Annotated in this window: 16 protein-coding genes and 1 pseudogene; 10 read left to right on the forward strand and 7 right to left on the reverse strand. The window is 63.2% G+C overall.

From position 1 onward, the window contains the following. Positions 1-323: 323 nt before the first annotated feature. The 7 genes from NX774_RS19475 to uraH all read right to left on the reverse strand — a co-directional run bounded on the left by NX774_RS19475 (position 324) and on the right by uraH (position 9,233). On the reverse strand, positions 324-1,160 hold the full coding sequence (locus NX774_RS19475) for an HNH endonuclease (RefSeq protein ID WP_258823937.1): 837 nt from the start codon (positions 1,158-1,160) through the stop codon (positions 324-326). After that, positions 1,161-2,609, reverse strand: coding sequence for an AAA family ATPase (locus NX774_RS19480; RefSeq protein WP_258823938.1), 1,449 nt, complete (start codon positions 2,607-2,609; stop codon positions 1,161-1,163). Between the two features lie 814 nt (positions 2,610-3,423). Then, positions 3,424-4,656: a type II secretion system F family protein gene (locus tag NX774_RS19485; protein ID WP_258823939.1), complete on the reverse strand. Its 1,233-nt coding sequence runs from the start codon at positions 4,654-4,656 to the stop codon at positions 3,424-3,426. Positions 4,657-4,663: 7 nt separating this feature from the next. Next, positions 4,664-6,352, reverse strand: coding sequence for a type IV-A pilus assembly ATPase PilB (gene pilB, locus NX774_RS19490; protein ID WP_258823940.1), 1,689 nt, complete (start codon positions 6,350-6,352; stop codon positions 4,664-4,666). A 372-nt stretch (positions 6,353-6,724) separates the two neighbouring features. Further along, positions 6,725-8,023, reverse strand: coding sequence for an HlyC/CorC family transporter (locus NX774_RS19495; protein WP_258823941.1), 1,299 nt, complete (start codon positions 8,021-8,023; stop codon positions 6,725-6,727). A gap of 158 nt (positions 8,024-8,181) precedes the next feature. Continuing rightward, positions 8,182-8,739, reverse strand: a complete 558-nt coding sequence (locus NX774_RS19500) for a ClpP family protease (RefSeq protein ID WP_258823942.1) — start codon at positions 8,737-8,739, stop codon at positions 8,182-8,184. Positions 8,740-8,879: 140 nt separating this feature from the next. Further along, positions 8,880-9,233: a hydroxyisourate hydrolase gene (gene uraH, locus NX774_RS19505; RefSeq protein WP_258823943.1), complete on the reverse strand. Its 354-nt coding sequence runs from the start codon at positions 9,231-9,233 to the stop codon at positions 8,880-8,882. A 107-nt stretch (positions 9,234-9,340) separates the two neighbouring features. Here uraH and puuE point away from each other — a divergent pair, with 107 nt between their 5' ends. The 10 genes and pseudogenes from puuE to NX774_RS19555 all read left to right on the forward strand — a co-directional run bounded on the left by puuE (position 9,341) and on the right by NX774_RS19555 (position 24,452). Further along, positions 9,341-10,294, forward strand: a complete 954-nt coding sequence (gene puuE, locus NX774_RS19510; RefSeq protein ID WP_258823944.1) for an allantoinase PuuE — start codon at positions 9,341-9,343, stop codon at positions 10,292-10,294. A 104-nt stretch (positions 10,295-10,398) separates the two neighbouring features. Beyond that, complete coding sequence (gene xdhA / locus NX774_RS19515; protein WP_258823945.1) at positions 10,399-11,871, forward strand: xanthine dehydrogenase small subunit; 1,473 nt, start codon at positions 10,399-10,401, stop codon at positions 11,869-11,871. Then, positions 11,868-14,201 (forward strand): xanthine dehydrogenase molybdopterin binding subunit, encoded by a 2,334-nt coding sequence (gene xdhB, locus NX774_RS19520; RefSeq protein ID WP_258823946.1) that lies wholly within the window; start codon positions 11,868-11,870, stop codon positions 14,199-14,201. The genes xdhA and xdhB overlap by 4 nt, the downstream gene beginning before the upstream one ends. Continuing rightward, positions 14,201-14,356 (forward strand): annotated as a pseudogene (locus NX774_RS23515) (XdhC family protein); the annotation flags it as partial. The gene xdhB and the pseudogene NX774_RS23515, both read left to right, overlap by 1 nt. Before the next feature lie 618 nt (positions 14,357-14,974). Then, positions 14,975-15,823, forward strand: a complete 849-nt coding sequence (xdhC, locus tag NX774_RS19530) for a xanthine dehydrogenase accessory protein XdhC (RefSeq protein ID WP_258824078.1) — start codon at positions 14,975-14,977, stop codon at positions 15,821-15,823. Then, positions 15,823-17,139 (forward strand): guanine deaminase, encoded by a 1,317-nt coding sequence (gene guaD, locus NX774_RS19535; protein ID WP_258823947.1) that lies wholly within the window; start codon positions 15,823-15,825, stop codon positions 17,137-17,139. The genes xdhC and guaD overlap by 1 nt, the downstream gene beginning before the upstream one ends. A gap of 21 nt (positions 17,140-17,160) precedes the next feature. After that, on the forward strand, positions 17,161-18,651 hold the full coding sequence (locus tag NX774_RS19540) for an amidohydrolase family protein (protein ID WP_258823948.1): 1,491 nt from the start codon (positions 17,161-17,163) through the stop codon (positions 18,649-18,651). 515 nt (positions 18,652-19,166) lie between these two features. After that, a complete protein-coding gene (locus tag NX774_RS19545; RefSeq protein WP_258823949.1) occupies positions 19,167-21,566 on the forward strand; it encodes a TonB-dependent receptor in 2,400 nt (799 codons plus the stop codon). 105 nt (positions 21,567-21,671) lie between these two features. Then, complete coding sequence (locus tag NX774_RS19550) at positions 21,672-23,351, forward strand: bifunctional metallophosphatase/5'-nucleotidase (protein WP_258823950.1); 1,680 nt, start codon at positions 21,672-21,674, stop codon at positions 23,349-23,351. Between the two features lie 45 nt (positions 23,352-23,396). After that, on the forward strand, positions 23,397-24,452 hold the full coding sequence (locus NX774_RS19555; RefSeq protein ID WP_258823951.1) for a S1/P1 nuclease: 1,056 nt from the start codon (positions 23,397-23,399) through the stop codon (positions 24,450-24,452). Positions 24,453-24,468 lie beyond the last annotated feature (16 nt).

Below are 24,468 nucleotides of genomic sequence, written 5' to 3' on the forward strand. Positions count from 1 at the left end.
CCGGAAGAGAGCGGGACGACGCACTACACTCGTTTTCGCATGTCGATGAGCTGGCCGCGCTCAGATTGATCAGCCTTTCTCTGAACATCGAGATCGTCGTGCAGTCGGAAAATCTAGCTGTTATCAATCGGGCGCCCGCAGCGCACCAAGATTGAAACACTGTTATTCATTAGAACGAACAATTGGTGATGGAACGACGGACGGCTCCCGTCGCGCTCGTTCCGGCCGTGGAGCCGCAGGTTTACCTCGTCCACTACGGCGAAAAGGCAACGCGCCTGTCAAATTTCATTGTGGCGCTGAGGGGTGCTTTCCGGGGAATTTTGTTACGTTCCGCCGCCCAGCCGTAAAGTTGCTGCTCTTAATACCCGATTAGCTTTCTCCAACTCGGCCAGATCAATCGATTTCATAGAGTTGGCGGTAATCTTTAGTAAATCATTCGCTTCAGTACGGTCTAATCCTGGGTATTTCTCAATTAACACGTCCACGGATGCTTCAATGGACTGGGTTTTTGTAGAAATGCTATTAGCAAGTGTGCGAACTTCATGAGGGAAACCGTCTGCTCGCGCCATGAGGGCACTAGCTCGTAACTTACATAACTCCGTTAAGTTATTAATATCAGAAAGCTTGCACGTCTCAATTAAATACTTGCCCTCGTCGGTCAACTCGGTGTAAGTCCAACAGGATGTGTTCAATCTAACGTGGTCCGAATAACTATGTTCATGCGGGCTCACCCATAAAACGCGAGCGGCTGAAGGATATCTCACGATGCTTCTTCGGCGGTCCTTCAAGGCATCGAAGGTTCCCTTATTGTTATTGCAAACCTTGCAAGCGATTACGAGATTTCTTGGTTCGAATCTGAAATTCGGGTACCCATTCGTATGGCGTCTATCGTCAAATTGATTGCTCACACGCTTTGCGGGACTGTTCCAAGGTGACGCCCCTTTCGGGAGTATATGATCCAGTTCGCGATGCCCATTTTCGTCGGCTTGTATCGGATTTTGGCAGTAAGCACATCGCCATTTTTGAAGAATCAACAACCTGCGCCGCAACGAAACGATCTCCGTGAAATCGGTCGACCATTCGCTGTCTTTCAAAGCTCGGACGCTCTTGAAAAGATCTTTGTCGGCATCCTCGAGAATCAAACGCTCGAACATCTGCATCTAGGTGTTCCCCGGGTTGCTCAAGCGCGAGAGTGATGTGCGCACTTGTAGTAAGACGTCTCGCATCGGATCATATGGCGGCAACATCTCGGCGTCTTGGAGGAGGTACTCCGAAAGAAAATCCATTTCTTCCGACTCCACAGGAACGCCGATTTTGATAATTTCAAGTGCGCGCGCCGCGTTCACGCCGAAATCTCGAGCTCGAGGAGGCGTCTGGAACACCTTTTCATAAACGTCACTTGCTGTCCAGCCATAAGAAGAGTCGAGTTCGACCGCTTCAATTAGCGGTTTTCCCTTGATCATCGTTCTCTTCAACATAGTGACATTGCCCCATTGCGGCGCGACACCTGAAGCAATTAGCGGAGAGTGAGTTGCAATGATGACTTGGCATTTGGCAGACTCACGGCAAATAGATTCAAGAACGGGTACGTAATCAAGCTGCCAATCGGGATGCAAGCTATTCTCAGGTTCATCAATTAATACAAGCGTTCCAGGGATTAACTCCAATGACAACCCTACAAAGCTGCTTAACCAATTCCATTGCCCGGAGCTCAAATCGTCCCCTGAAATATCAAGCTTTTGTAACTTCCCTTCGTTTGTTTCGGACAACTTCCAGAACCTAGTTTCTTGCACTTCAACAATTCCAAAGCGAAGAAGTGCTTCCCATTCCGCCATCTTTAGGCCGTTGGATCGGCTACGACCGGGACCGATAGAAAGGGTTATTGTGGGTGCCCGGCCCTCCAACTGGCCCAATCGATCCATCAACGCGACGGCTCGATTTTTGGTCACCATCTCATCAATGATTCCTTTCGCCTCAACAAGCCGTTCGTCATGATCACCCGTTCGTAAGAGACGTTCGACCTCATCCTTGATCTTTGCTGATACCAAAGAGACAAAGGTCTTTGAACTTCGCCGAAGGGCCGCTTCGTAAATTTCATCGTCCGCAACGATCAACGTAATGCGCAAGGTTGCCATTAGCCCCAGCTTCTTGAAGACTGAAGCCAAGAATTCGCCTCGCTCCGGAAGAAGATGCCGATTTGAAATCACCGCTGCTACTAAAGTTCTCTCGCATTGAGCAACGCCAGACATTCCATTGCTCGCTCGCTGGCCGAGATAAACAAATCGATCGCGATACCTTTTGGTGCGCCGTATCGCTTTAACGTTCAAATTACCCGCACGCGGAAAGCGATCGAGCGGCGTGCCGGAGATGGCGATTATTTTGGTCGGCAGTCGTCGCGCCCCTTCTGGCGCGAATGTTATTGATTTCCCACGTGAGTTGTAACGTGAGCCGCCTAGTGCAAATTCCGTTATGAGGCGGAGGAGCAAGCTTTTGCGAGAGCCGTTTTCACCAATTATAACTGTTGTCCAACGACCGTCGTTAGATGTCTCTGGCGCTATCTTTATGGGAGAACTAAAACCGCCATTCGTCACCAACATTTCTGTAATCATCTATTCCTCTAACTCAATAAGTCGCGTTATGGATAACCAACGAAGGACTCGGCAACCTAAGGCCTACGGACGCTTGTTATCGCCGACGATACAATTTGGCATCGCGACCAATTGTTGTTGTCCGCCGGAGGTATGTCAGGAGAGCGAGCATATATCTCGAGCCTGTTGCTCGGAGCATTTGGAAGCTCCGTCACAAAAAAACAACATCGTTAATGCATGCCAGAGTTTGGCGATTCTATTTGCCGCTAATACCGCCATTTCTCGACGCGGCTTAGCAGTGCCATGTCTGGTTCTATTGAACTATTGTGATCCGTAAAGAGCAAGAAGACAACAGGCAGATCGTATGAGGGATCGCAAAGGGGAGTTTCTTGCGGTCGTCACCCACACTTAAAAATGGCGATTAGAAAAACGCGCGGGGCCGCAACCGGTGCGGGTAAGGCCTGGCGCTCTATCGCCCCAATGCGTGCCGGCGCACGATGCCAGGCAAGAATAAAGATCTTCCGGCCAAGCTTAGGCTGATCTAAGGCCTCACAAAATCTGGCGTTTTTTGCGGGCGAAGTAGGGAAGCCTGCAGGCAGGCATTGGGGGGGAAGGTCGCAGCGGCCTTATCGCAGATTAACGTAGTTGGCCCCGCAGTCTTCCTTGCCCAACTAAAGGGTTCTCACTTAGTTGAGCTCAGCCTGCGTTGCGGCGCAGTAGTTTGTGCGTGCGCACGGTGAGCAGAAGCTACTGCGAACAATCTGAGAACTCTGCGAATTCACCTCGAAGTTTTTTGAGACACTGCGAAGTATCCTGAGAACCTACAGGACGGAGCTTACACCACCGAGCCGAGCTTGAAGATCGGCAGGTACATCGCGACCACCAGGCCGCCGATCAGCACGCCGAGCACGACCATGATCAGCGGTTCCATCAGCGACGACAAAGATGCGACGGCTTCGTCCACCTCTTCCTCGAAGAAGTCGGCCACCTTGCCGAGCATGCCGTCCAACGCGCCCGATTCTTCGCCGATCGCCACCATCTGGGTGACCAGGCTCGGGAACACGTCGGCGTTCTGCATCGCGACCGTGAGGCTGGTGCCGGTGGACACCTCGTTCTGGATGCGCTTGGTCGCCTCGACGTACACGAAGTTGCCGGACGCGCCGCCCACCGAGTCCAGCGCCTCGACCAGCGGCACGCCGGCCGCGAACATGGTGGCCAGGGTGCGGGTCCAGCGCGCGATGGTGGCCTTGCGTATCACGTCGCCGAACACGGGCAGGCGCAGCAGCAGGCGGTCCATCGCGTTCTGCACCTTGACCGAGCGGCGCCACGCCTGGAAGAAAAAGTACAGCGCGCCGAACAGCGACCCGAAGATCAGGTACCACCATTTGACGAAGAATTCCGAGATGCCCATCACGATCAGGGTCGGGGCAGGCAGGTCGGCGCCAAAGCTGGAGAACACCTGCTTGAACGCCGGCACCACCCAGATCATGATCACCGCCGTGACCACGAACGCGATCGCCAGGATCGCGCACGGGTACATCAGCGCCGATTTGATCTTGGCCTTGAGCGCGAGCGTCTTTTCCTTGTACACCGCCAGGCGCGCCAGCAGGTCTTCCAGGATACCGGCCTGCTCGCCGGCGCCCACCAGGTTGCAGAACAGGGCGTCGAAGTAGAGCGGGTACTTGCGGAAGGCGTTGTTCAGTGCCGTGCCGGTCTCGACGTCGGAGCGCAGGTCCATGATCAGCTTGGCCATCGACGGGTTGGCGTGGCCGCGGCCAACGATGTCGAACGATTGCAGCAGCGGCACGCCGGCCTTCATCATGGTCGCGAGCTGGCGCGTGAACATGGTCAGGTCCTTGTCCGTGATCTTCTTCCCGGCGCGGTAGGCCTTCTTCTTGACCTTGGTGACGAGCACGCCCTGGCGGCGCAGCGTGACGTTCACGATCGATTCGCTGGCCGCGCGGATTTCCCCGCGCACGGTGCGGCCGGACTTGTCCTTGCCTTCCCAGGCAAAGACGGTTTCCTTGGTGGCGCCGGCGGCGCTGCGCGATGGTGCGGAAGTGGCCATGGGTTCCTTATTCGTTGGTGCAGCCGAGCACTTCTTCGAGGCTGGTCAGCCCCTGCTTCACTTTCATCAGCCCGGAGCGGCGCAGCGAGTTCACGCCCTCCGCCTCGGCCTGCGCGGCAATCTGCATCGAGTTGCCGTTTGCGAGAATCAGTTTTTCAATTGCCGGCGTGATCGGCATCACCTGGTAGATGCCGACCCGGCCCTTGTAGCCCGACCCCAGGCAGCGCTCGCAGCCGACCGGGCCGTACGGTTTCCAGTCGCCTTCCAGGTCGGACTCGCGAAAGCCCGCCGCCAGCAGCGCCTCGCGCTCGGTCTCGAGCGGCTGCTTGCAGCTGCACAGGCGGCGCGCCAGGCGCTGCGCCGTGATCAGGATGACCGACGAGGCGATGTTGAACGGTGCCACCCCCATGTTCATCAGGCGCGTCAGCGTGGACGGGCCGTCGTTGGTGTGCAGGGTGGAGAACACCATGTGGCCGGTCTGCGCGGCCTTGATCGCGATGTCGGCCGTTTCGAGGTCGCGGATCTCGCCGACCATGATCACGTCCGGGTCCTGGCGCAGGAAGGACTTGAGCGCGGCGGCGAAGGTCAGGCCCGCTTTGTCGTTGACGTTGACCTGGTTCACGCCGGGCAGGTTGATCTCGGCCGGGTCTTCGGCGGTCGAGATGTTGATGCCCGGCTTGTTGATCACGTTCAGGCACGAGTACAGCGACACCGTCTTGCCCGAGCCGGTCGGGCCGGTCACCAGCACCATGCCGTACGGCCGCTGGATCGCGTCCAGCAGCAGCGCCTTCTGGTCCGGGTCATAGCCGAGCGAGTCGATGCCCATCTGCGCCTGGGTCGAGTCCAGGATACGCATCACGGTCTTTTCGCCGAACAGTGTGGGCAGGGTAGAGACGCGAAAGTCGATGGTCTTGGTCGGCGAGACGATCAGGCGCAGGCGGCCGTCCTGCGGCACGCGCTTTTCCGAAATGTCGAGCTTGGACAGCACCTTGATGCGCGAGACCAGCTTGTCGCGGATCGCCAGCGGCGGCTGGGCGTGGTCGCGCAGCACGCCGTCCACCCGCATGCGGATGCGGTAGAACTTTTCGTACGGCTCGAAGTGGATGTCCGAGGCGCCCAGGTTGACCGCATCCATCAGGATCTTGTTGAGGAACTTGACGATCGGCGCGTCCTCGACCTCGGCCTGCGGCTCGGGCGCGGCCGCCTGCTGGGCTTCCTCTTCGGCAAACTCGATCTCGGCATCCTCGCCGGCCAGCTCGTTCAGCGCCTCCTCCGCGCTCTTGCTCAGGCTTGCCAGCAGCGCGAGCAGCGACTCGTGCGCCACGATCACCGGTTCGACCGTGGCCTCGCTCTGGAACTTGATCTGGTCGAGCGCCTGGGTGTTGGTCGGGTCCGACAGCGCCACCGACATCTTGTTGCCGCGCTTGGCCAGCGCGATCACGCGCTGCGCCTGCATCAGCTTGGCGTCGATCGCGCCGGACGGGATCGCGCCCGGGTTGAACGCGGACAGGTCGAGCTGGGGATAGCCGAAGGTCTCGGCACAGAAGCTCGCCAGCGACGCGCTGTCGATGCTCTTGCTCGCGATTAGCGCGTCGATGAACTGGACCTTTTCCGCGCTCGCGGCCTTTTGCAGCGCGTCGGCCTGCGGCATGGTCAGGCGCCCCGCCTGCACCAGCGCGCGGGCCAGGCCGGACATCGGCGTACCTGTAGTCGCGGTAGGGAGGACTGCTGCCATAAGAGCCGTTTTACAAAACCAGTGGCGGAAAAAACGCCGGGCAGGGCCAAAGCCGCCCGGACGGACTCTTGGATGATGCCTTTGGGAAAAATATTTGTAAAGCGTTGCAGCGCGGGAAGATGCGCTCCTGCCACGCAGACAAAATGGCTATGGTGCGGCGCGCAAGCGGGCAGGGCTTTGCATAAGGTCAACTGAGCTGGCAGTTCGACAACGCGGTGGCGGGCGTAGGGTGGGCACTTGTGCCCACGCGGTGATACGAATCGCTCGTGCAGCCGTTACGGCCGCTCACACGGTACGTATCTCCGCGTGGGCACAGTGTGCCCACCCTACGGATCAAGCGGCCAGTTGCTGGCGCCGTCCCGCCGGCCGCAACAGCTTGACCACCTTGATCGCCTGGTCCTGCGCCTGCACCACCTCGATCACGCAATTGCCGATCTTGAGCGAAATCGGCGCGTCGGGAATCTCCTGCAGCAGTTCGAGCAGCAAGCCGTTGACTGTCTTCGGCCCGTCGGTGGGCAGGTTCAGGCCGAGGCGCTTGTTGATGTCGCGCAGTGGCGTGGTCCCTTCGAGCAGGCACTCGCCCTGCGCATTCCACGCGAAGCCGTCGCTGCCGCCCGCGCCCGGCATGGACGTAGTGAAGTCGCCGATCATCTCCTCGATGATGTCTTCCAGCGTGACCAAGCCCTGCACCTCGCCGTACTCGTCCACGATGATGCCGAGCCGCTCGCGGTTTTCCTGGAAATACTGCAGCTGGGTGAACACGCCCGTGTCCTGCGGAATGTAATAGGGCTCGGTCAGCAGTTCGCGGATGTGTTCGACCTCGAGTTCCTCGGCCAGGTTCAGCAGGCCGACGGCGTTGCGCACGTGCAGGATGCCGACGATCTTGTTGATCTCGCCTTCATAGACTGGCAGCTTGTTGTGGTAGCAGGTGGCCAGCTCGTTCTTGATGTCCTCGATCGGCAGCGCGAGGTTGATCGCCTCGATCTGGGCGCGCGGGGTCATGATGTCCTCGACCGAAATCTTTTCCAGGTCGAACAGGTTGAGCAGGATGCTCTTGTGCTTTTGCGGGATGAAATTGCCGCCCTCCAGCACGATCGAGCGCAGTTCCTCGGGCGACAGCCGGTGCTGGTGCGCATTGGCCCCCGCGCGCACGCCCAGCGGGCGCAGGATGATTGCGACGAACAGGTTGACGAACCAGATGACCGGCTTGGCCACGCTCATCAGTGCCTTGAGGATAAAACTCGCGCCGAGCGAAATATTTTCCGGATAGGTGGCGCCGATGACCTTGGGCGAGATTTCGGCAAACACGATCAGGAGGAAGGCGACGACGGCGGTGGCCACCGTGATCACGCTTTCCTCGTGGCCGAAGAACAAAATGGCGATAGCGGTGACCAGCGCGGTGGCCATGGCGTTGATCGCGGTGTTTGCGATCAGCACCAGCGACAGCAGCTTGTCGGTGCGGTCGAGCAGCCACAGCGTCGTGATCGCGCCCCGGTTGCCGCGTTTGGCAAGGTGGCGCAGGCGGTATTTGTTGGCTGCCATCAGGGCCGTTTCCGCCATCGCGAAAAAGGCCGAGCAGAGAATCAGGAAGACGAGTGCAAGGACAAGCACCCAAAGCGGTACGGTATCCAAGGCTCACCGTAAAGGAAAAGGGAATTCTGGGGCAATGCGCAAAGCATTGCTTGCCAGCACTGGGCGGATCAAAAGCGAAGCCGCAGAGGCCGATTCTAAGTCAAGCTTAATAGGTGTGCAAGTTTGCCGAAGCAACACCAGAGCGCTCCATGACCGTGTCAGTTCCACCAATGCGAGGTTGTTCCTGCCTCCGGCAGCCTTGCCTGCACCACCTGGTGCACGATGCCCGCTTCCAGCGCCTGCTCGGCGTCGAAGATGCGGGCGTTGCCGGTCAGGTTGCCGCGGATGTTGGCCTTCAGCCCCGCGCCGTCGGTCGCTTCCTCGAAGATGCGGGCGTAGCGCTCGGCATCGAAATCGAGGCAATCGCGCCACTCCGAGACCCGCGAGTGATCCGCCGCGACAAGGTTGCCGAAGCCCCAGTGCAGGGGATGCACGAGAAAGCGCGTGCCCGGGCAGGCGTAGCGCTTGCCGGCCGCAAGGAAGATCGGCACCCCGACCGATTCGACGCTGCCGATGTTGTGGGTGGTGAGCGGCAGCGGCAGCGACTTCAGGAAGAAATACAGCGCGAAGCCGGCTGTCATGTTGCCGCCTTCGGTGGACATGTGCAGCTCGATCTCACTGGCCCCTCTTTGCAGCGCCTGCAGGCACAGGTTGCGCACCGTGCACACCGAGTGCTGGTTGATGGGGCCGATGAAATGGACGATGTGCAAGGACAATGGTTTCTCCCGACCGGTGGGGGGCGGGGTTCCGCCCATGCGTTCAGACTGTTCATGTGCCGCTTGAACGCGTGGGCAGGAGACCTGCCCACCCTACGGGCAAGGATAGCAACTTTGGCTATATCAGAGCGTCCTGCTGGCTAACTGCCGCGATAGGTCGAGTACGACCACGGCGTGACCACCAGCGGCACATGGTAGTTCTGGGCCGCATCGGCAATACCGAAGGCAATGGTCACGCGGTCGATGAAGCGTGGTTGCGGCATCTGGACCCCCTGGCCGGCAAAGTAGTCGCCTGCATGGAACACCAGCTCGTACTGTCCGGCGCGCATTGCCTCGCCCTCCATCAGCGGCGCGCCGCAGCGCCCGTCCTGGTTGGTCGTGTCGGTCTTCACCAGTCGCCGGCCCGCCGCGCCCACTTCGTACAGTTCCACTTTCACGCCCGCGCCCGGCTTGCCGTGGGCGGTGTCGAGTACATGGGTGCTGAGTTTTCCCATCGCCTGTCCCTATATAGAAAACATGAAATGACTTATGCGACCGATCATATACCGATGTGCTTCTGACAATATATGATCGGGGATATACCCGCTCCAGGCCCGCACCAATGACCACCTACGACAACTACCCGCGCGACATGATCGGCTACGGCCGCACTCCACCGCATGCAAAGTGGCCCGGGCAGGCCCGGATCGCCCTGCAGTTCGTGCTCAATTATGAAGAGGGCGCCGAGAACAACGTGCTGCACGGCGACCCCGCGTCCGAGACCTTCCTGTCCGAGATCGTCGGCGCGGCGGCCTTCCCGATGCGGCACATGAGCATGGAATCGCTCTACGAATACGGTTCGCGCGCGGGGCTGTGGCGGCTGCTGCGCATCTTCGAACAGCGCCATTTGCCGCTGACGGTCTTTGGCGTGTCGATGGCCTTGAAGCGCAACCCCGAAGCGGTCGCCGCCTTCCGCGAGCTGGGCCACGAGATCGCTTGCCACGGTCTGCGCTGGATCTCGTACCAGAACGTCGACGAGGCCACCGAGCGCGCGCACATGCGCGAGGCGGTCGAGATCATCCGCGAACTGACCGGCGCGCCGCCGCTGGGCTGGTACACGGGGCGCGACTCGCCCAACACGCGCCGGCTGGTGGTCGAGCACGGCGGCTTCGAGTACGACGCCGACCACTACGGCGACGACCTGCCGTTCTGGGAGCGGGTGGATTATGTGGACGCCGCCGGCGGCCGCCAGACCCGGCCGCACCTGGTGGTGCCGTACACGCTGGACACGAACGACATGCGCTTTGCCGCCATGCAGGGCTTTAACTCGGGCACCCAGTTCTTCGACTACCTGAAGGATGCCTTCGACGTGCTGTACCAGGAGGGCGATCCGCACGGCCTGGACCGGCCCAAGATGCTGTCGATCGGCCTGCACTGCCGCCTTGCGGGACGCCCGGCGCGCGCGGCTGCGCTGGCGCGCTTCCTCGATTACGTGCTGCAGCACCAGCATGTCTGGATCACGCGCCGGATCGATATCGCCAGGCACTGGAAATCGGCGCATCCTTACAAAGGCTAAGTACTGGCATATAGTGAAGCAAATATAAGTTACATCATCTCGTCAATATAAGCTCATCGGGGACGGATGTTAACCTTGCGCCTTGGGTTAAAAGCGAGACAACAATGTCAGATCCGATCCGTTTCTACTACCGGGGCGAAGTGCATGAAGTGAACGATGCAGCGCCCACGCGCACGATCCTGCAGCACCTGCGGGAGGACTTGCATTGCACCGGCACCAAGGAAGGCTGTGGTGAAGGCGATTGCGGCGCGTGCACGGTGGTGGTGGGCTCGATCGAAAACGGGCAGCTGGAACTGAAGACGGTGAACTCGTGCATCCAGTTCCTGCCGACGCTGGACGGCAAGGCGCTGTTCACGGTGGAGGATTTGCAGCAGCCGAACGGAATGCTGCATCCGGTGCAGCAGGCGCTGGTCGAATGCCACGGGTCGCAGTGCGGCTTCTGCACGCCCGGCTTTGCCATGTCCCTGTGGGGCATGTACCTCAAGCACGACGGCAAGGCGCCGACCCGCGCGCAGATCGACGATGCGCTTTCCGGCAACCTGTGCCGCTGCACCGGCTACCGTCCCATCATCGACGCGGCGCAGCGCATGACCGAGCTGCCGCGGGTGGATTTCGATGGCGATGCACTAGCGGGACAACTGCGCGGCTTGCAGCGCGATGCGGGCTTCGACTACGCCGGCGCGGGCAAGCGCTTCCACGCGCCGCGCACACTGGACGAACTGGTGCGCCTGCGCGCCGACTACCCGCACGCGCTGCTGCTGGCCGGCTCCACTGACGTGGGCCTGTGGGTGACCAAGCAGATGCGCGAGCTGGACGACATCATCTACCTGGGCCAGGTCGAGGAGCTGAAACGGATCGCCGAACGCGACGGCATGATCGAGATCGGCGCCGGGGCCACGCTCAATGACGCCTACGCGGCCGTGTGCCGCCACTATCCGGACGAGCTGTCCGAGCTGTGGCAGCGCTTTGCCTCGCTCCCGATCCGCAACGCCGGCACGCTGGGCGGCAACGTGGCCAACGGCTCGCCGATCGGCGACTCGATGCCATGGCTGATCGCACTGGACAGCCAGGTCGTGCTGCGCGGCCCCGATGGCGAGCGCGTGCTGGCGCTGGAAGACTTCTACCTCGGCTACCAGCAGAAGGACCTGCGCCCTGGTGAGTTCGTGCAGGCGGTGCGCGTGCCGCTGCCGTATGCCGGGCTGCGGCTGCGGACCTACAAACTGTCCAAGCGCTTTGACCAGGACATCTCGGCGGTGTGCGCGGCGTTCGCGATCACGCTGGAAGCAGGGCGCATCACGCGCGCCCGCATTGCGTTCGGCGGCATGGCCGCCACGCCGAAGCGCGCTGCCGCGGCCGAAGCCATGCTGGCCGGCCGCGCCTGGACCGAGGACGTGCTGGCCGAGGCAATGGCGGCGCTGGAACGGGACTACGCGCCGCTGACCGACATGCGCGCCTCGTCCGCATACCGGATGCAGGCGGCGCGCAACCTGCTGCGCCGCTTCTGGCTCGAGACGCGACCGGCCGATCCGCTGCCGCGCGAGGCAGTGAATGCGTTCGCGCTGGGAGGGAACGTATGAACGACGCAGGTACTTCGGTATTGCAGACGGCTGGGTGGACGGCGGTTGGCGTGGCGCAGCCGCACGAGTCGGCCGCGCTGCATGTGCTCGGCCAGGCCAACTACACGGACGACATCCCGGAAGTGCGCGGCACGCTGCATGCTGCGCTTGGCCTGTCCAGCAAGCCGCACGCGCGCATCACGGCGATCGACCTGGCGCCCGTGCGCGCGAGCCGCGGCGTGGTGGCAGTGCTGACGGCTGCCGACATCCCCGGCGCCAACGACTGCGGCCCGATCATCCATGACGACCCGATTCTGGCCGATGGGCTGGTGCAGTATGTTGGCCAGCCGATCTTCGTCGTGGTGGCGGACACCCACGACAACGCACGCCGCGCGGCCCGGCTGGCACAGGTGACGTATGAAGAGCTGCCCGCGATCCTCACGCCGCAAGCCGCGCGCGCCGCGCACAGCTACGTGCTGCCGCCAATGCGGCTGGTGCGGGGCGATGTGGCCGCGGCTTTCGCGCGCGCGCCGCACAAGGTCAGCGGCCAGCTGTACGTCGGCGGCCAGGAGCAGTTCTACCTCGAGGGCCAGATCGCCTACGCGATTCCGAAGGAAGACCACGGCATGCAGGTGCTGTGCTCGACCCAGCACCCGAGCGAGATGCAGCACGTGGTCGCGCATGCGCTCGGCCTGCACTCGCATCACGTTGCGGTCGAATGCCGGCGCATGGGCGGCGGCTTCGGCGGCAAGGAATCGCAGTCGGCGCTGTGGGCGGCGGCAGCGGCAGTGGCGGCGGCGCGGCTCAAGCGCCCGGTCAAGCTGCGCGCGGACCGCGACGACGACATGCTCGTCACCGGCAAGCGCCACTGCTTCCATTACGAGTACGAGGTCGGCTACGACGACGAGGGCCGGATCATCGCGGCGAAGGTCGACATGGTGTCGCGCGCGGGGTTTTCGGCCGACCTGTCCGGGCCGGTGGCCACGCGTGCCGTCTGCCATTTCGACAATACCTACTACCTGTCCGACGTCGAGATTCGCGCGGCCTGCGGCAAGACCAACACCCAGTCCAACACGGCGTTTCGCGGCTTTGGCGGACCGCAGGGCGCGATCGCGCTCGAATACGTGATCGACGAGATCGCGCGCAAGCTGGGCCGCGACGCGCTGGACATCCGCAAGCGCAATTTCTACGGCGTCGGCGAGCGCGACCTTACCCCGTACGGGCAGCGCGTCGTGGACAACGTGATCCACGAACTGGTGGCCGAGCTGGAAGCATCGAGCGAATACCGCGCGCGGCGCGACGCCATCGAATCGTTCAATGCCGCCAGCCCGGTGCTCAAGAAGGGACTGGCGCTCACGCCGGTCAAATTCGGCATCGCGTTCAACGTGAGCCACCTGAACCAGGCCGGCGCGCTGGTGCACGTTTATGTGGACGGCTCGGTGCTGGTCAACCACGGCGGCACCGAGATGGGGCAGGGCGTCAACACCAAGGTGATGCAGGTGGTGGCGCACGAACTGGGCGTGGATATGGCACGCGTGCGCATCAGCGCCACCGACACCAGCAAGGTCGCCAACACCTCGGCCACGGCCGCCTCGACCGGCGCGGACCTGAACGGCAAGGCTGCGCAGGACGCGGCGCGCCAGATCCGCGAGCGGCTGGCGGCATTCGCGGCCAGGGCGCATGGCGGCAATGCGGAGGACGTGCGCTTTGCGGCCGACACCGTGTTCGTCAATGGCCGCGAGCTGCCGTTCAAGGAGCTGGTGCAGGCCGCCTACCTCACCCGCGTGCAGTTGTGGTCCGACGGCTACTACGCCACGCCAGGCTTGTCGTGGGACGCCTCGACCATGACCGGCAACCCGTTCCAGTATTTTGCGTACGGGGCGGCGGTATCCGAGGTGGTGGTCGACACGCTGACCGGCGAGTGGAAGCTGCTGCGCGCCGACTGTCTGTACGACGCCGGCAATTCGCTCAACCCGGCGATCGACATCGGCCAGGTGGAAGGCGCCTTCATCCAGGGCATGGGCTGGCTCACGACCGAGGAACTGTGGTGGAACGCGGGCGGCAAGCTGATGACGCATGCGCCGTCCACGTACAAGATCCCGGCTGTGTCGGACTGTCCGCAGGACTTCCGCGTGCGCCTCTTCAAGAACACGAACGTGGCCGACTCGATCCACCGTTCCAAGGCGGTGGGCGAGCCGCCGCTGCTGCTGCCGTTCTCGGTGTTCTTTGCCATTCGCGATGCGATTTCGGCCGTGGGCGGCCATCAGGTCAACCCGCCGCTGAACGCGCCCGCGACCAGCGAAGAGATCCTGAAGGCGATCACCGCCGTGCAGGCGGCAAGGACCGCATGATGGAAGCCTGGCTGGCACAAGCAGGCGCAACGCCCGCGGTGCTGGTGACCGTGGCGATCGTCGAAGGGTCCGGGCCGCGCGAGCCGGGAGCGAAGATGCTCGTGGATGCGCGCGCCATGCATGGCACCATCGGCGGCGGGCATCTGGAGCTGCGCGCGGCACAGGTCGCGCGCGCGATGCTGGCGGCAGGCGAGACGCGCCGGCTGGAGCGTTTCGCACTGGGCCCGAGCCTGGGCCAGTGCTGCGGGGGTGTGGTGCACCTGGCGTTCGAGCTTTTCGACCACGAGCAAGGCGCGCTGCTGAAGGAACGCAGCAATGAGGACACGTGGCGCCTGGTCGCACTCGATGGAGCTCCCGGCCGGGCGCTCTTTGACGCCAACGGATCTGTAGTCGTCCCGGCGGAAGCCGGGACCCATAGGCCATCTGAGCAGCCGCACCGTAATCGATCGGACTGCCACTCCAGCACCGTCGTCCCCGCGCAGGCGGGGACCCATGGACCGCTTGGGCAGCCGCCCAGCGGCAACCCCGCAGCTGGCCTCACCCCCGTCGTCCCGGCGAAAGCCGGGACCCATAGACCATCTGAGCAGCCGCACCGTAATCGATCGGACTGCCACACTAGCACCGTCGTCCCCGCGCAGGCGGGGACCCATGGACCGTTTGGGCGGCCGGAAAGTGAGCATTCACAGCGCGACCTCAGCATGGGTCCCGGCCTGCGCCGGGACGACGGGCTTAGGGAGCGGGCAGAGAACGAGCTGGCGCAGCACGAGCTCAGCATGGGTCCCCGCCTGCGCGGGGACGACGGGCTTGGGGAGCGGGCAGGGTACGAGCTGCCGCAGCGCGACCTCAGCATGGGTCCCGGCGTGCGCCGGGACGACGGGCTTGGGGAGCGGGCAGAGAACGAGCTGGCGCAGCACGAGCTCAGCATGGGTCCCCGCCTGCGCGGGGACGACGGGCTTGGGGAGCGCGCAGGGTACGAGCTGCCGCAGCGCGACCTCAGCACGGGCCCCGACACGCCGCCGGTCTTTGACCGCCGCCGGGGCACGCACGTGATGCAGGAACAGGACGGCCGCCGCTGGCTGGTGGACCTGGTTGCCGCCCCGCGCGCGCAGCTGGTGCTGTTCGGCGCCGGCCACGTGGGCGCGGCCATCGTGCGGGCGCTCGCCGACTTGCCTTGCCGCGTCACCTGGGTGGACGAGCGCGACGAGCTGTTCCCGCCAGCCGTTCCGTCCAACGTCACGATCGAGGCCACCGACACGCCTGAAGCCGTGGTGGCCAGCGCGCCGGACAACGCAACGTATCTGGTCATGACCCACAGCCACGCACTTGACCAGCGCCTGTCGGAAGCGATACTGTCGCGCCCCGGCGTCGGCTGGTTCGGACTGATCGGCTCGCACACGAAGCGCAAGCAGTTCGAGCACCGCCTGCGTGCGCGCGGCATCGATGACCGGCGCATCGCGGCGATGGCCTGCCCGGTCGGCGTGCCCGGCATCGAAGGCAAGCAGCCGGCGGTGATCGCCGCCGCGGTCGCCGCGCAGCTGCTGCAGGTGTGGGAGGCGCAGGCCGCGCAGCAGAGCGCCACGCCCGTCGCCATGAAACTCGTCGCATCCTCAGAAAGAATTTGATGTCAACCGCAACAGAGAACCTGCAGGCCTTTCGCGCAAGCCTGCTGTACTTCCGCGCCGACCCGGCGTTCGACGACCAGGCCCACGTGTGGCACGAGGACGGCCTGCTGCTCGTCGAGGGCGGCCGGATCAAGGCTGCGGGCGACCACCAGGCGCTGGCCGCAAGCCTGCCGCCGGGCATGCCTGTGCACGACTACCGCGGCATGGTCATCACGCCGGGCTTCATCGACACCCACCTGCATTATCCGCAGACGGACATGATCGCCTCGCCCGCGCCGGGCCTGCTGCCGTGGCTGGAGACCTACACCTTCCCGACCGAACGCCGCTTCGGCGACCCCGCCCATGCGCGCGCGGTGGCCGAGTTTTTCCTCGACGAGCTGCTGCGCTGCGGGACCACCACCGCCATGGTCTACTGCAGCGTGCACCGCGAGTCGGTGGACGCGTTCTTCGAGGCGAGCGAGGCACGCGAGCTGCGCATGGTGGCCGGCAAGGTGCTGATGGACCGCCACTGCCCCGAGTTCCTGCGCGATCCCGTCGATGCCGGCGCGCGCGAGAGCGAAGCGCTGATCGGCAAATGGCACAAGCGCGGCCGCAACCTGTACGCGATCACGCCACGCTTTGCGCCCACCTCCAGCGAGGACCAGCTGCGCCTGGCCGGCGAGCTGGCGCGCGCCCATCCGGACACCTTCATCCAGACCCACGTATCGGAGAACGAGGACGAATGCGCCTGGGTGCGCTCGCTGTTCCCGTCCGCGCGCAGCTACCTGCACGTGTACGACCACTACGGCCTGATGCGCCCGCGCGCCATGTTCGGCCACTGCATCTGGCTGGACGAGAACGACTTCGCGCGCATGGCCGACACGCAATCGGCGGCCGCCGTGTGCCCGACCTCGAACCTGTTCCTGGGCAGCGGCCTGTTCGACTTCGACAAGGCCGATTGCGCCCGCGCGCTGCTGGCGCTGGGCACGGACGTGGGCGCCGGCACCTCGTTCTCGATGTTGCAAACAATGAATGAAGCGTATAAAGTTGCGCGACTGAAAGGCAGCTACCTGCCGGCGCTGCGGATGTTCTACCTCGCCACGCTCGGCGCTGCACGCAGCATGCAACTCGAAGGCGCGATCGGCAGCCTGGCGCCGGGGAACGAGGCCGACTTCATCGTGCTCGACCCCAAGGCCACGCCGCTGCTGGCGCGTCGTACTTCACACTGTGACACGCTCGAGGAACTGCTGTTTGCGCTGGCGCTGCTGGGCGACGACCGCGCCGTGCGCGCGACCTTTGCGGCAGGACGCAAGGTGCACGAACGCGCGGCATCCTGACCACTCGAGAGAACACGATCTATGCAGAAGAAACTGAGCAGCGGCGCGCTGCTGATCGCGCTGGCCTTCGCCGGCGCGGCCAATGCGGCTTCCCCGAAATCGAACGAGGCCGCAACAAGCCGTCATTACGCCGCGCTCGTGGCCGGCAGCGAGCCGAAGCTGGCCGAGCTGACCCTGTTCTTCTCGCAAATGCCCAAGGGCGGCGACCTGCACCACCACTATTCGGGCGCGATCTACGCCGAGCAGTACCTGGACTTCCTCGACAAGGATGGCTGGTGCGTCAACAAGGCCACCTACAAGATCGAGACCGACAAGGCGGTGATCGACGCCGAGCGCGCCAAGCCGGCCGGCGAGCGGGCCTGCCTGTCCAAGTCCGAGGTGTATGCGGACGACTTCACCTGGCGCGAGCTGCTGCAGCGCTGGTCGAGCAAGGACTTCAAGAACCACAGCACCCTGCAGCCGCCGCCGGACCGCCAGTTTTTCCAGACCTTCGGTTATTTTGGCCCGGTCTCGAGCACCAACTTCCATGATGGCCTGTTGAAGCTCAAGGAGCGCGCCATCGCGGAGAACGTCAGCTACATCGAGACGATGTTCAAGATGTCGCCGTCCGTCGTCAACAAGCAGTTCGACGAAGAGGCGTGGAAGAACGCGCACGACGACGCCGCGCTCGATGCGCAGATGCGCAGCTGGATGGCGGCGCTCGACCAGGACCCGGCATTCCAGCACTCGATCGCCGACTTCGTGGCCAGGATCGACGAGGCCGCGCAAGGCATCGACGACCAGAACTTCACGATGCGCTACCAGACCTACGTGCTGCGCCTGCTGAACCCGTCGCAGGTGTTCTCGTCGATGGTGGCCGGCTTCAAGGCCGCATCGATGAGCGACAAGATCGTGGGCGTGAACATCGTCGGCCAGGAGAGCACGGCGGTGTCGATGCGCGACTACACGCTGCACATGAAGATGTTCCGCCTCCTCAAGTCCAAGTATCCGGATGTGCAGGTGGCGCTGCACGCGGGCGAGCTGGCGCTGGGCGACGTGCCGCCCGAGGGCCTGCAGTTCCACATCGAGCAGGCCATCACGCTCGGCCACGCCAACCGCATCGGCCACGGCATCGACCTGGCGCACGAGACCAACGCGGTGGCGGTGATGAAAACCATGCGCGAGAAGGGCATCCCGGTCGAGATCAACCTGACCTCGAACGGCTTCATCAACGGCATCTCTGGCGAGAACCATCCGGTGACGCTGTACCGTAAATACGGCGTGCCTTACGTGATCTCGACCGACGACGCCGGTGTCACGCGCCACAACCTGGCCAACGAATACGTGCTGTTCGCAAGCCGCTACAAGCCTTCGTATGCGGAGGTGAAGAAGGCCTCGTACAACAGCATCCGCTATTCGTTCCTGTCGGCCGCCGACAAGGAACGCCTGCGCCGGCAGCTGGACGAACGCTACGCCCGGTTCGAGGCGGAAATCGCCAGCCTCGACCGGACGGCAGCTCAGGCGAAACGCTAACCGACGCGGCTCACCGTGGCCCTGGGCGGGCGGCATTTTGCCGCTCGCCGGCGAGTGTCGGACGGGCTCGCCCAAGACGTTAAATTTCCTTCAACAAGCCGTGCCGGGATGTCGCCTTCTTGCGACAAATTTTCCACGCGCCGCACCGGTTTGTCCGATTTCCCGCCGAAAGAGTTTCCGTGTTGACGGCTGATCTATAGAATCGCGGGGTTATGTTCGCTTGGCAAAGGCTACGGCTGAAGGGCAACAAGCGCCGAAGCCTTGGAATTATATGTATAACGTATAAATTCCCAAGCGAAAACATATTTGCCACACACCCAGGGCTCATGCAATATCGAAACGGGAATGAATTCTTTTGCAACTTCCTGTTGCGCCTAAGAGCTTGCCGAGCTGTCACGGGTTTGACATATCTGCACCTTAAACTGCTGCGCTGGACAACTGCTTCGAAGAAAGTGATGTCCAGCGGACAAAAGCTTGCCGTTGTCGTTTCATAATAAAACTTTAGGGAGTTTTCAATGCATTTCAATCAACAGCCGAAGCTGCGTCTGAGCATGATCGCTCTGGCATGCCAGCTGGCATGCCTGGCCGGCACGGCCAGCGCACAGGTGACGGACAGCACCACTGTTCCGCCGGAAGACCCGAAAAAAACCGTGGTCATCGTCGGCAAGAAGATCGGTATGGGCCTGATGGTGACGGAAGACGCTCCGAAGGCGCGTTCGACCATCACCGCCGAGGAACTGGAAAAGCAGCGTCCGACCGGCAATGCATATGAAGCTCTCGAAATGCTGCCGTCCGTCAACAGCTACAACAACGACGCGACCGGCCTGTTCGGCGGCGGCCTGACCCTGCGCGGCTTCAACAGCGACCAGATCGGCGCCACCATCAACGGCGTGCCGGTCAACGACTCGGGTAACTTCGCCGTGTACCCGCAAGAGTACGTGGACCAGGAAAACACCTGCTCCGAATTCGTGACCCAAGGTTCGACCGACGTCGATTCGCCGCAAGTGGGCGCATCGGGCGGTAACTTCGGCATCGTCACCTGCAACCCGGAAAATGCCAGCCGCGTGCGCGTGATGCAGACGCTGGGCCAGCTGAACATGTACAAGACCTTCGTGCGCTACGACACCGGCCTGTGGGCCGACAAGCGCTCGAAGATGTTCGTCTCGGTGTCCAACGCCAAGGCTGACAAGTGGAAGGGCCAGGGCGAGGCCAAGCGCCAGCACCTGGACGCCGGCTTCAACTACGACTGGGACCGCTTCAACTACGTCCACGCAACCCTGCTGTGGAACGAAGCCCACAACAACAGCATCAACAACCTGACGCTGGACGAGCTGAACAAGAACGGCTACTACTACGACACCAGCTCGACCTTCGCCGGCCACCTGACCCCGGTCAAAGGCACCGCGCAGAACGAAGTGCTGAACACCCCGCCGTACTATGGCCTGTACCTGAACCCGTTCAAGAACGCCATCTTCTCGGCCACCGCCAAGTTCCGCCTGGCTGACAACACCGACCTGAAGATCGTGCCGTACTACTGGTATGGCTTCGGCAACGGCGGCATCCAGCAGAAAGCCGTGAAGGAAGCCGGCTCGTTCCTGCCGTACGACACCGCAAGCAAGAAGATGACCGGCAGCGTCGACCTGAACGGCGACGGCGACACGCTCGACACCGTCATCATGGCAAACGCCAGCGTCACCCGCACCAACCGTCCGGGCCTGAGCGTTTCGCTGACCCACACCATCGGCGAACACGTCCTGCTGGGCGGCCTGTGGTACGAGCGCGCCTCGCACAAGCAGACCGGCGAGATGGTCCCGGTGACCGCCAAGGGCGATCCGGTGGATGACTACCTGCAGAACCAGAAAGTGATCGGCCCGACCGGCGCTGCTTACGAGAGCCGCAACTCGAAGACGATCTCGACCGCTTACCAGGCGTTCTTGCAGGACACCTTCAGCGTGGGCGAGAAGGCCATGTTCAACGTCGGCCTGCGCACCCCGTACGTCAAGCGTGACGTGACCAACTACGCCAACGAAGGCGCAGCTGCCTACGGCACCTTCAACATCGAGCGCACCTACCACACCCTGCTGCCGCAGCTGGGTGCCCGCTACCGCCTGACCGCCGACGACCAGCTGTTCGCCAGCGTCGCCCGCAACATGCGCGCTCCGGCCAACTACGTGTTCACCAACACCGGTTCGAACGTGCAGCTGGTGGGCGGCGTGCCGACCCTGATGAAGGACGTGCAGGCTGAAACCTCGTACAACACCGACATCGGCTACCGTCACCAGGACAGCAAGTACATCGCCACCCTGACCGTGTTCGACGTGAACTTCAAGAACCGCCAGGGCAACGCGTATGATCCGTTCACCGGTGCCAACACCTATACCAACATCGGTTCGGTGCGCAACCGCGGCTTCGAGATCGAGGCGAACAACATGCCGATCCACGGCTGGTCGTTCTACGGCTCGATCGGTTACCAGAAGAGCGAGATCAAGAACGACATCGTGGTCGGCTCGACCGCCGCGAACTCGGGCACGCTGGCAACCAACGGCAAGGAAATGATCAACACGCCGCGCTGGAAGGGCGGCCTGTCGGCTGAATACCAGGACGGCGCGTTCTGGGTCCGTGCCAAGGCCAAGGCCACCAGCAAGCAGATGGCCTCGCTGATGAACGACGAAGTCGCTCCGGGTTACACCACCTTCGGTATCGATGGCGGCTACACCTTCGCGGACCTGGGCCTGCTGAAGCGTCCGAAGCTGACCTTCAACATCAGCAACATCACCAACAAGCAGTACCGCAACCCGTCGAGCACCTCGTCGACCAACGCCCTGAAGTACCCGGGCGTGAGCAGCGTCTCGACGATCCGCTACTACCTCGGCGCACCGCGCTTTGCGTCGGCCACCCTGTCGGTCGACTTCTAAGCGAGGCGACCCCGCCTGTTGCCCGCCGGGCAGCAGGCGGCACAAGCCGATCAACAACAGGCCTTCGGGCCTGTTTTCACATCCGCTTTCGTAAAGTATTTACCTATGCCATCCCGTCGTTCCCCCCTTGCGCTGCTGCTGGCGCTGGCGCTGGCCGGCTGCGCCACCGCCCCGCGCGCCCCGGTCGAGCTCAACATCGTCGCGCTGAACGACTTCCACGGCAACCTGGAGCCGAGCAAGTACACCTACAAGGGCGCCGACGGCAAGACCCAAACCCTGCGCGCGGGCGGCATCGAGGTGCTGTCCGGCGCGCTCAAGGCCTGGCGCGCCGAGGACAAGGACCTGCTGGTGGTCGGCGCCGGCGACCTGGTGGGCGCCAGCCCGGCGCTGTCGTCGATGTGGGCCGACGAGCCGAGCATCGACGCGATGAACATGCTGGGCCTGTCCGCGAGCGCGCTGGGCAACCACGAGTTCGACGCCGGCCGCAAGGAACTGCTGCGCCAGCAGAACGGCGGCTGCGATTCGCCCCGTCCGGACAAGGCATGCAAACTCGCCCCCGGTTTCGGCGGCGCGCGCTTTGCCTACCTGGCCACCAACGTGACTGACAGCGCCACCGGCAAGCTGTTGGTGCCGGGCTGGCGCATCGAAGACGTCAAGGGCATCAAGGTGGGCCTGGTGGGCGCCGTGCTGCAAGGGACTGCATCGGTGGCCATGTCCAGCGCCATCGCCGGCCTGACGTTCGCGGACGAGGCAGAATCGATCAACAAGGCCGTGCCGCAGATGCGCGCGGCCGGCGCGCAGGTCTTGATTGCGCTGATCCACGAGGGCGGTTCGACCGTCGATGCACCGGACCAGCCTGACTGCGCCAACCTGAAAGGCGCCATCGTCGATATCGCCAGGAAGCTCGATCCGGCGATCCGCGTCGTCGTCAGTGGGCACTCGCACACCGGCTACCTGTGCAAGGTCGATGGCCGCCTGGTCAGCCAGGCCGATGCCGCCGGCCACCTGCTTACGCGCATCAGGATGACGGTCGATCCCGCCAGCGGCGCGGTGCAGTCGGTGACTGCGCGCAACATCATCCTCAAGCCGGGCGATTACGCGCCACAGCCGCAGGTCTCGGCCTTCCTCGCCAATGTGAAGGAACGCAGCCGCGAGCAGCTGGCGCGCCCGATCGCGCGGCTGGGCGTGGCCATGGTCGCGCGCAAGGGAAGCGAGGCGGGCGAATCGCCGCTGGGCGACCTGATCGCCGATGCGATCGTGGCCAAGATGCGCGACCAGGGCGCGCAGATCGGTTTCATGAACCCGGGCGGCATCCGCAAGGACCTCGAGGCCAACGCCGACACCACCACCACCTACGGTCACGCGCAGGCGGTGCTACCGTTCGGGAACACGCTGGACCTGATGGACCTGACCGGGGCCCAGATCCGGCAGTTGCTGGAGCAGCAGTGGGCGCGCCCGGCAGCATCCGACCCGATGGTGCTGCAGGTGTCCAAGGGCTTTTCCTACCGCTGGGACGAGAAGCAGCCCAAGGGCAGCCGCATCGTGCCCGGCAGCGTCAAGCTGAACGGCGTGCCGCTCGACGACGACAAAACCTACCGCGTGGTTGCCAACAACTTCCTGGCCGAAGGGGGCGACAACTTCCCCGAATTTGCCAAGGGAACCAACCGCGTCGCCACGCCGATCCGCGACCTCGATGCGCTGATCGAATACCTCGGCAAGACGCCGGATGCGCTGGCGCCGGCCGCTTCGCTGGCAGGCAGCGCACGCATCGAAAAAGTGCGCTGAGCCGAACGCATACAATACGAGCAGTCCAATCCAAGGAACCAGACCATGAAAAAACTCGCATTCGTCCTGGCGCTGTCCGGCGCTTTCGTGTCCACCAGCGCGCTGGCGTGGGGGCCGGACGGCCACCGCGCCGTGGGTGCCATTGCCGACAAGCTGATCAAGGGCACCAACGCCGAGAAGCACGTCAAGGAGCTGTTGCAGCCGGGCGAGTCGCTCGAGGGCGTGGCCAACTGGCCGGACTGCGTCAAGGGCAATTACTGCGGCCCGCAGTCGCCCGAAATGGTCGAGTACGTCAACGCCAACCCCAAGCACCAGGAGTACCACTACACTGACGTGCCGTTCCAGTTCGACCACTATCATGACGGCGACGTCGGCACGGCGGACGACGACATCGTGCAGACGCTGAAGCAGGCGATTGCCGTGCTGCAGGGCAAGGACACGCCGCAGACCAACCCGCACCACTTCACCCGCCGCCAGGCGCTGATCCTGATCACGCACATGACCGGCGACATCCACCAGCCGCTGCACGTGGGCGCCGCCTACGTGAGCAAGGACGGCACGTTCGTGGTGCCCAAGAAGCATGGCGACATCGACGCGGTGGGGATCTTCGACTCGCGCGGCGGCAACAACTTCCTGGTGGACGACGCCAAGATCGAAAAGCTGGCACTGGCCAATGACATCCCGCCGGGCGAGCCCAAGCCGGAAAAGCCGGGCGTGCCGAAGAACTTGACCAAGCCGTTCCACTCATACTGGGACGGCACCACGGTCAACTACGCGTTCCGCCGCCTGCGCACCAAGACGCCGGACCAGTTCGCGCAGACCGTCATCGCTAGCCACCCGGCGGTGACGATGAACACCGGCGACGTATCCACCTGGCCGTACCAATGGGCGGACGACACGCTGATCTATTCGAAGCAGGCGTACGCCGACGTGACGGTCGGCCCCTTGACGCCGCAGGTGTCGAAGAAGGGCGAGACGTACTACACCTGGACGATGGAAGTGCCGGCCAACTATCCGGTGCCCAGCTCCGCGATTGCCAAGAACCAGCTGATCAAGGGCGGCTACCACCTGGCCGCATTGCTCGAGGCAATCTGGCCGTAAGTCGCGGCGGGCGACT

The organism is Massilia agilis, from assembly GCF_024756255.1.
In the GTDB taxonomy this organism is placed as follows: Bacteria; Pseudomonadota; Gammaproteobacteria; order Burkholderiales; family Burkholderiaceae_D; genus Telluria; species Telluria agilis.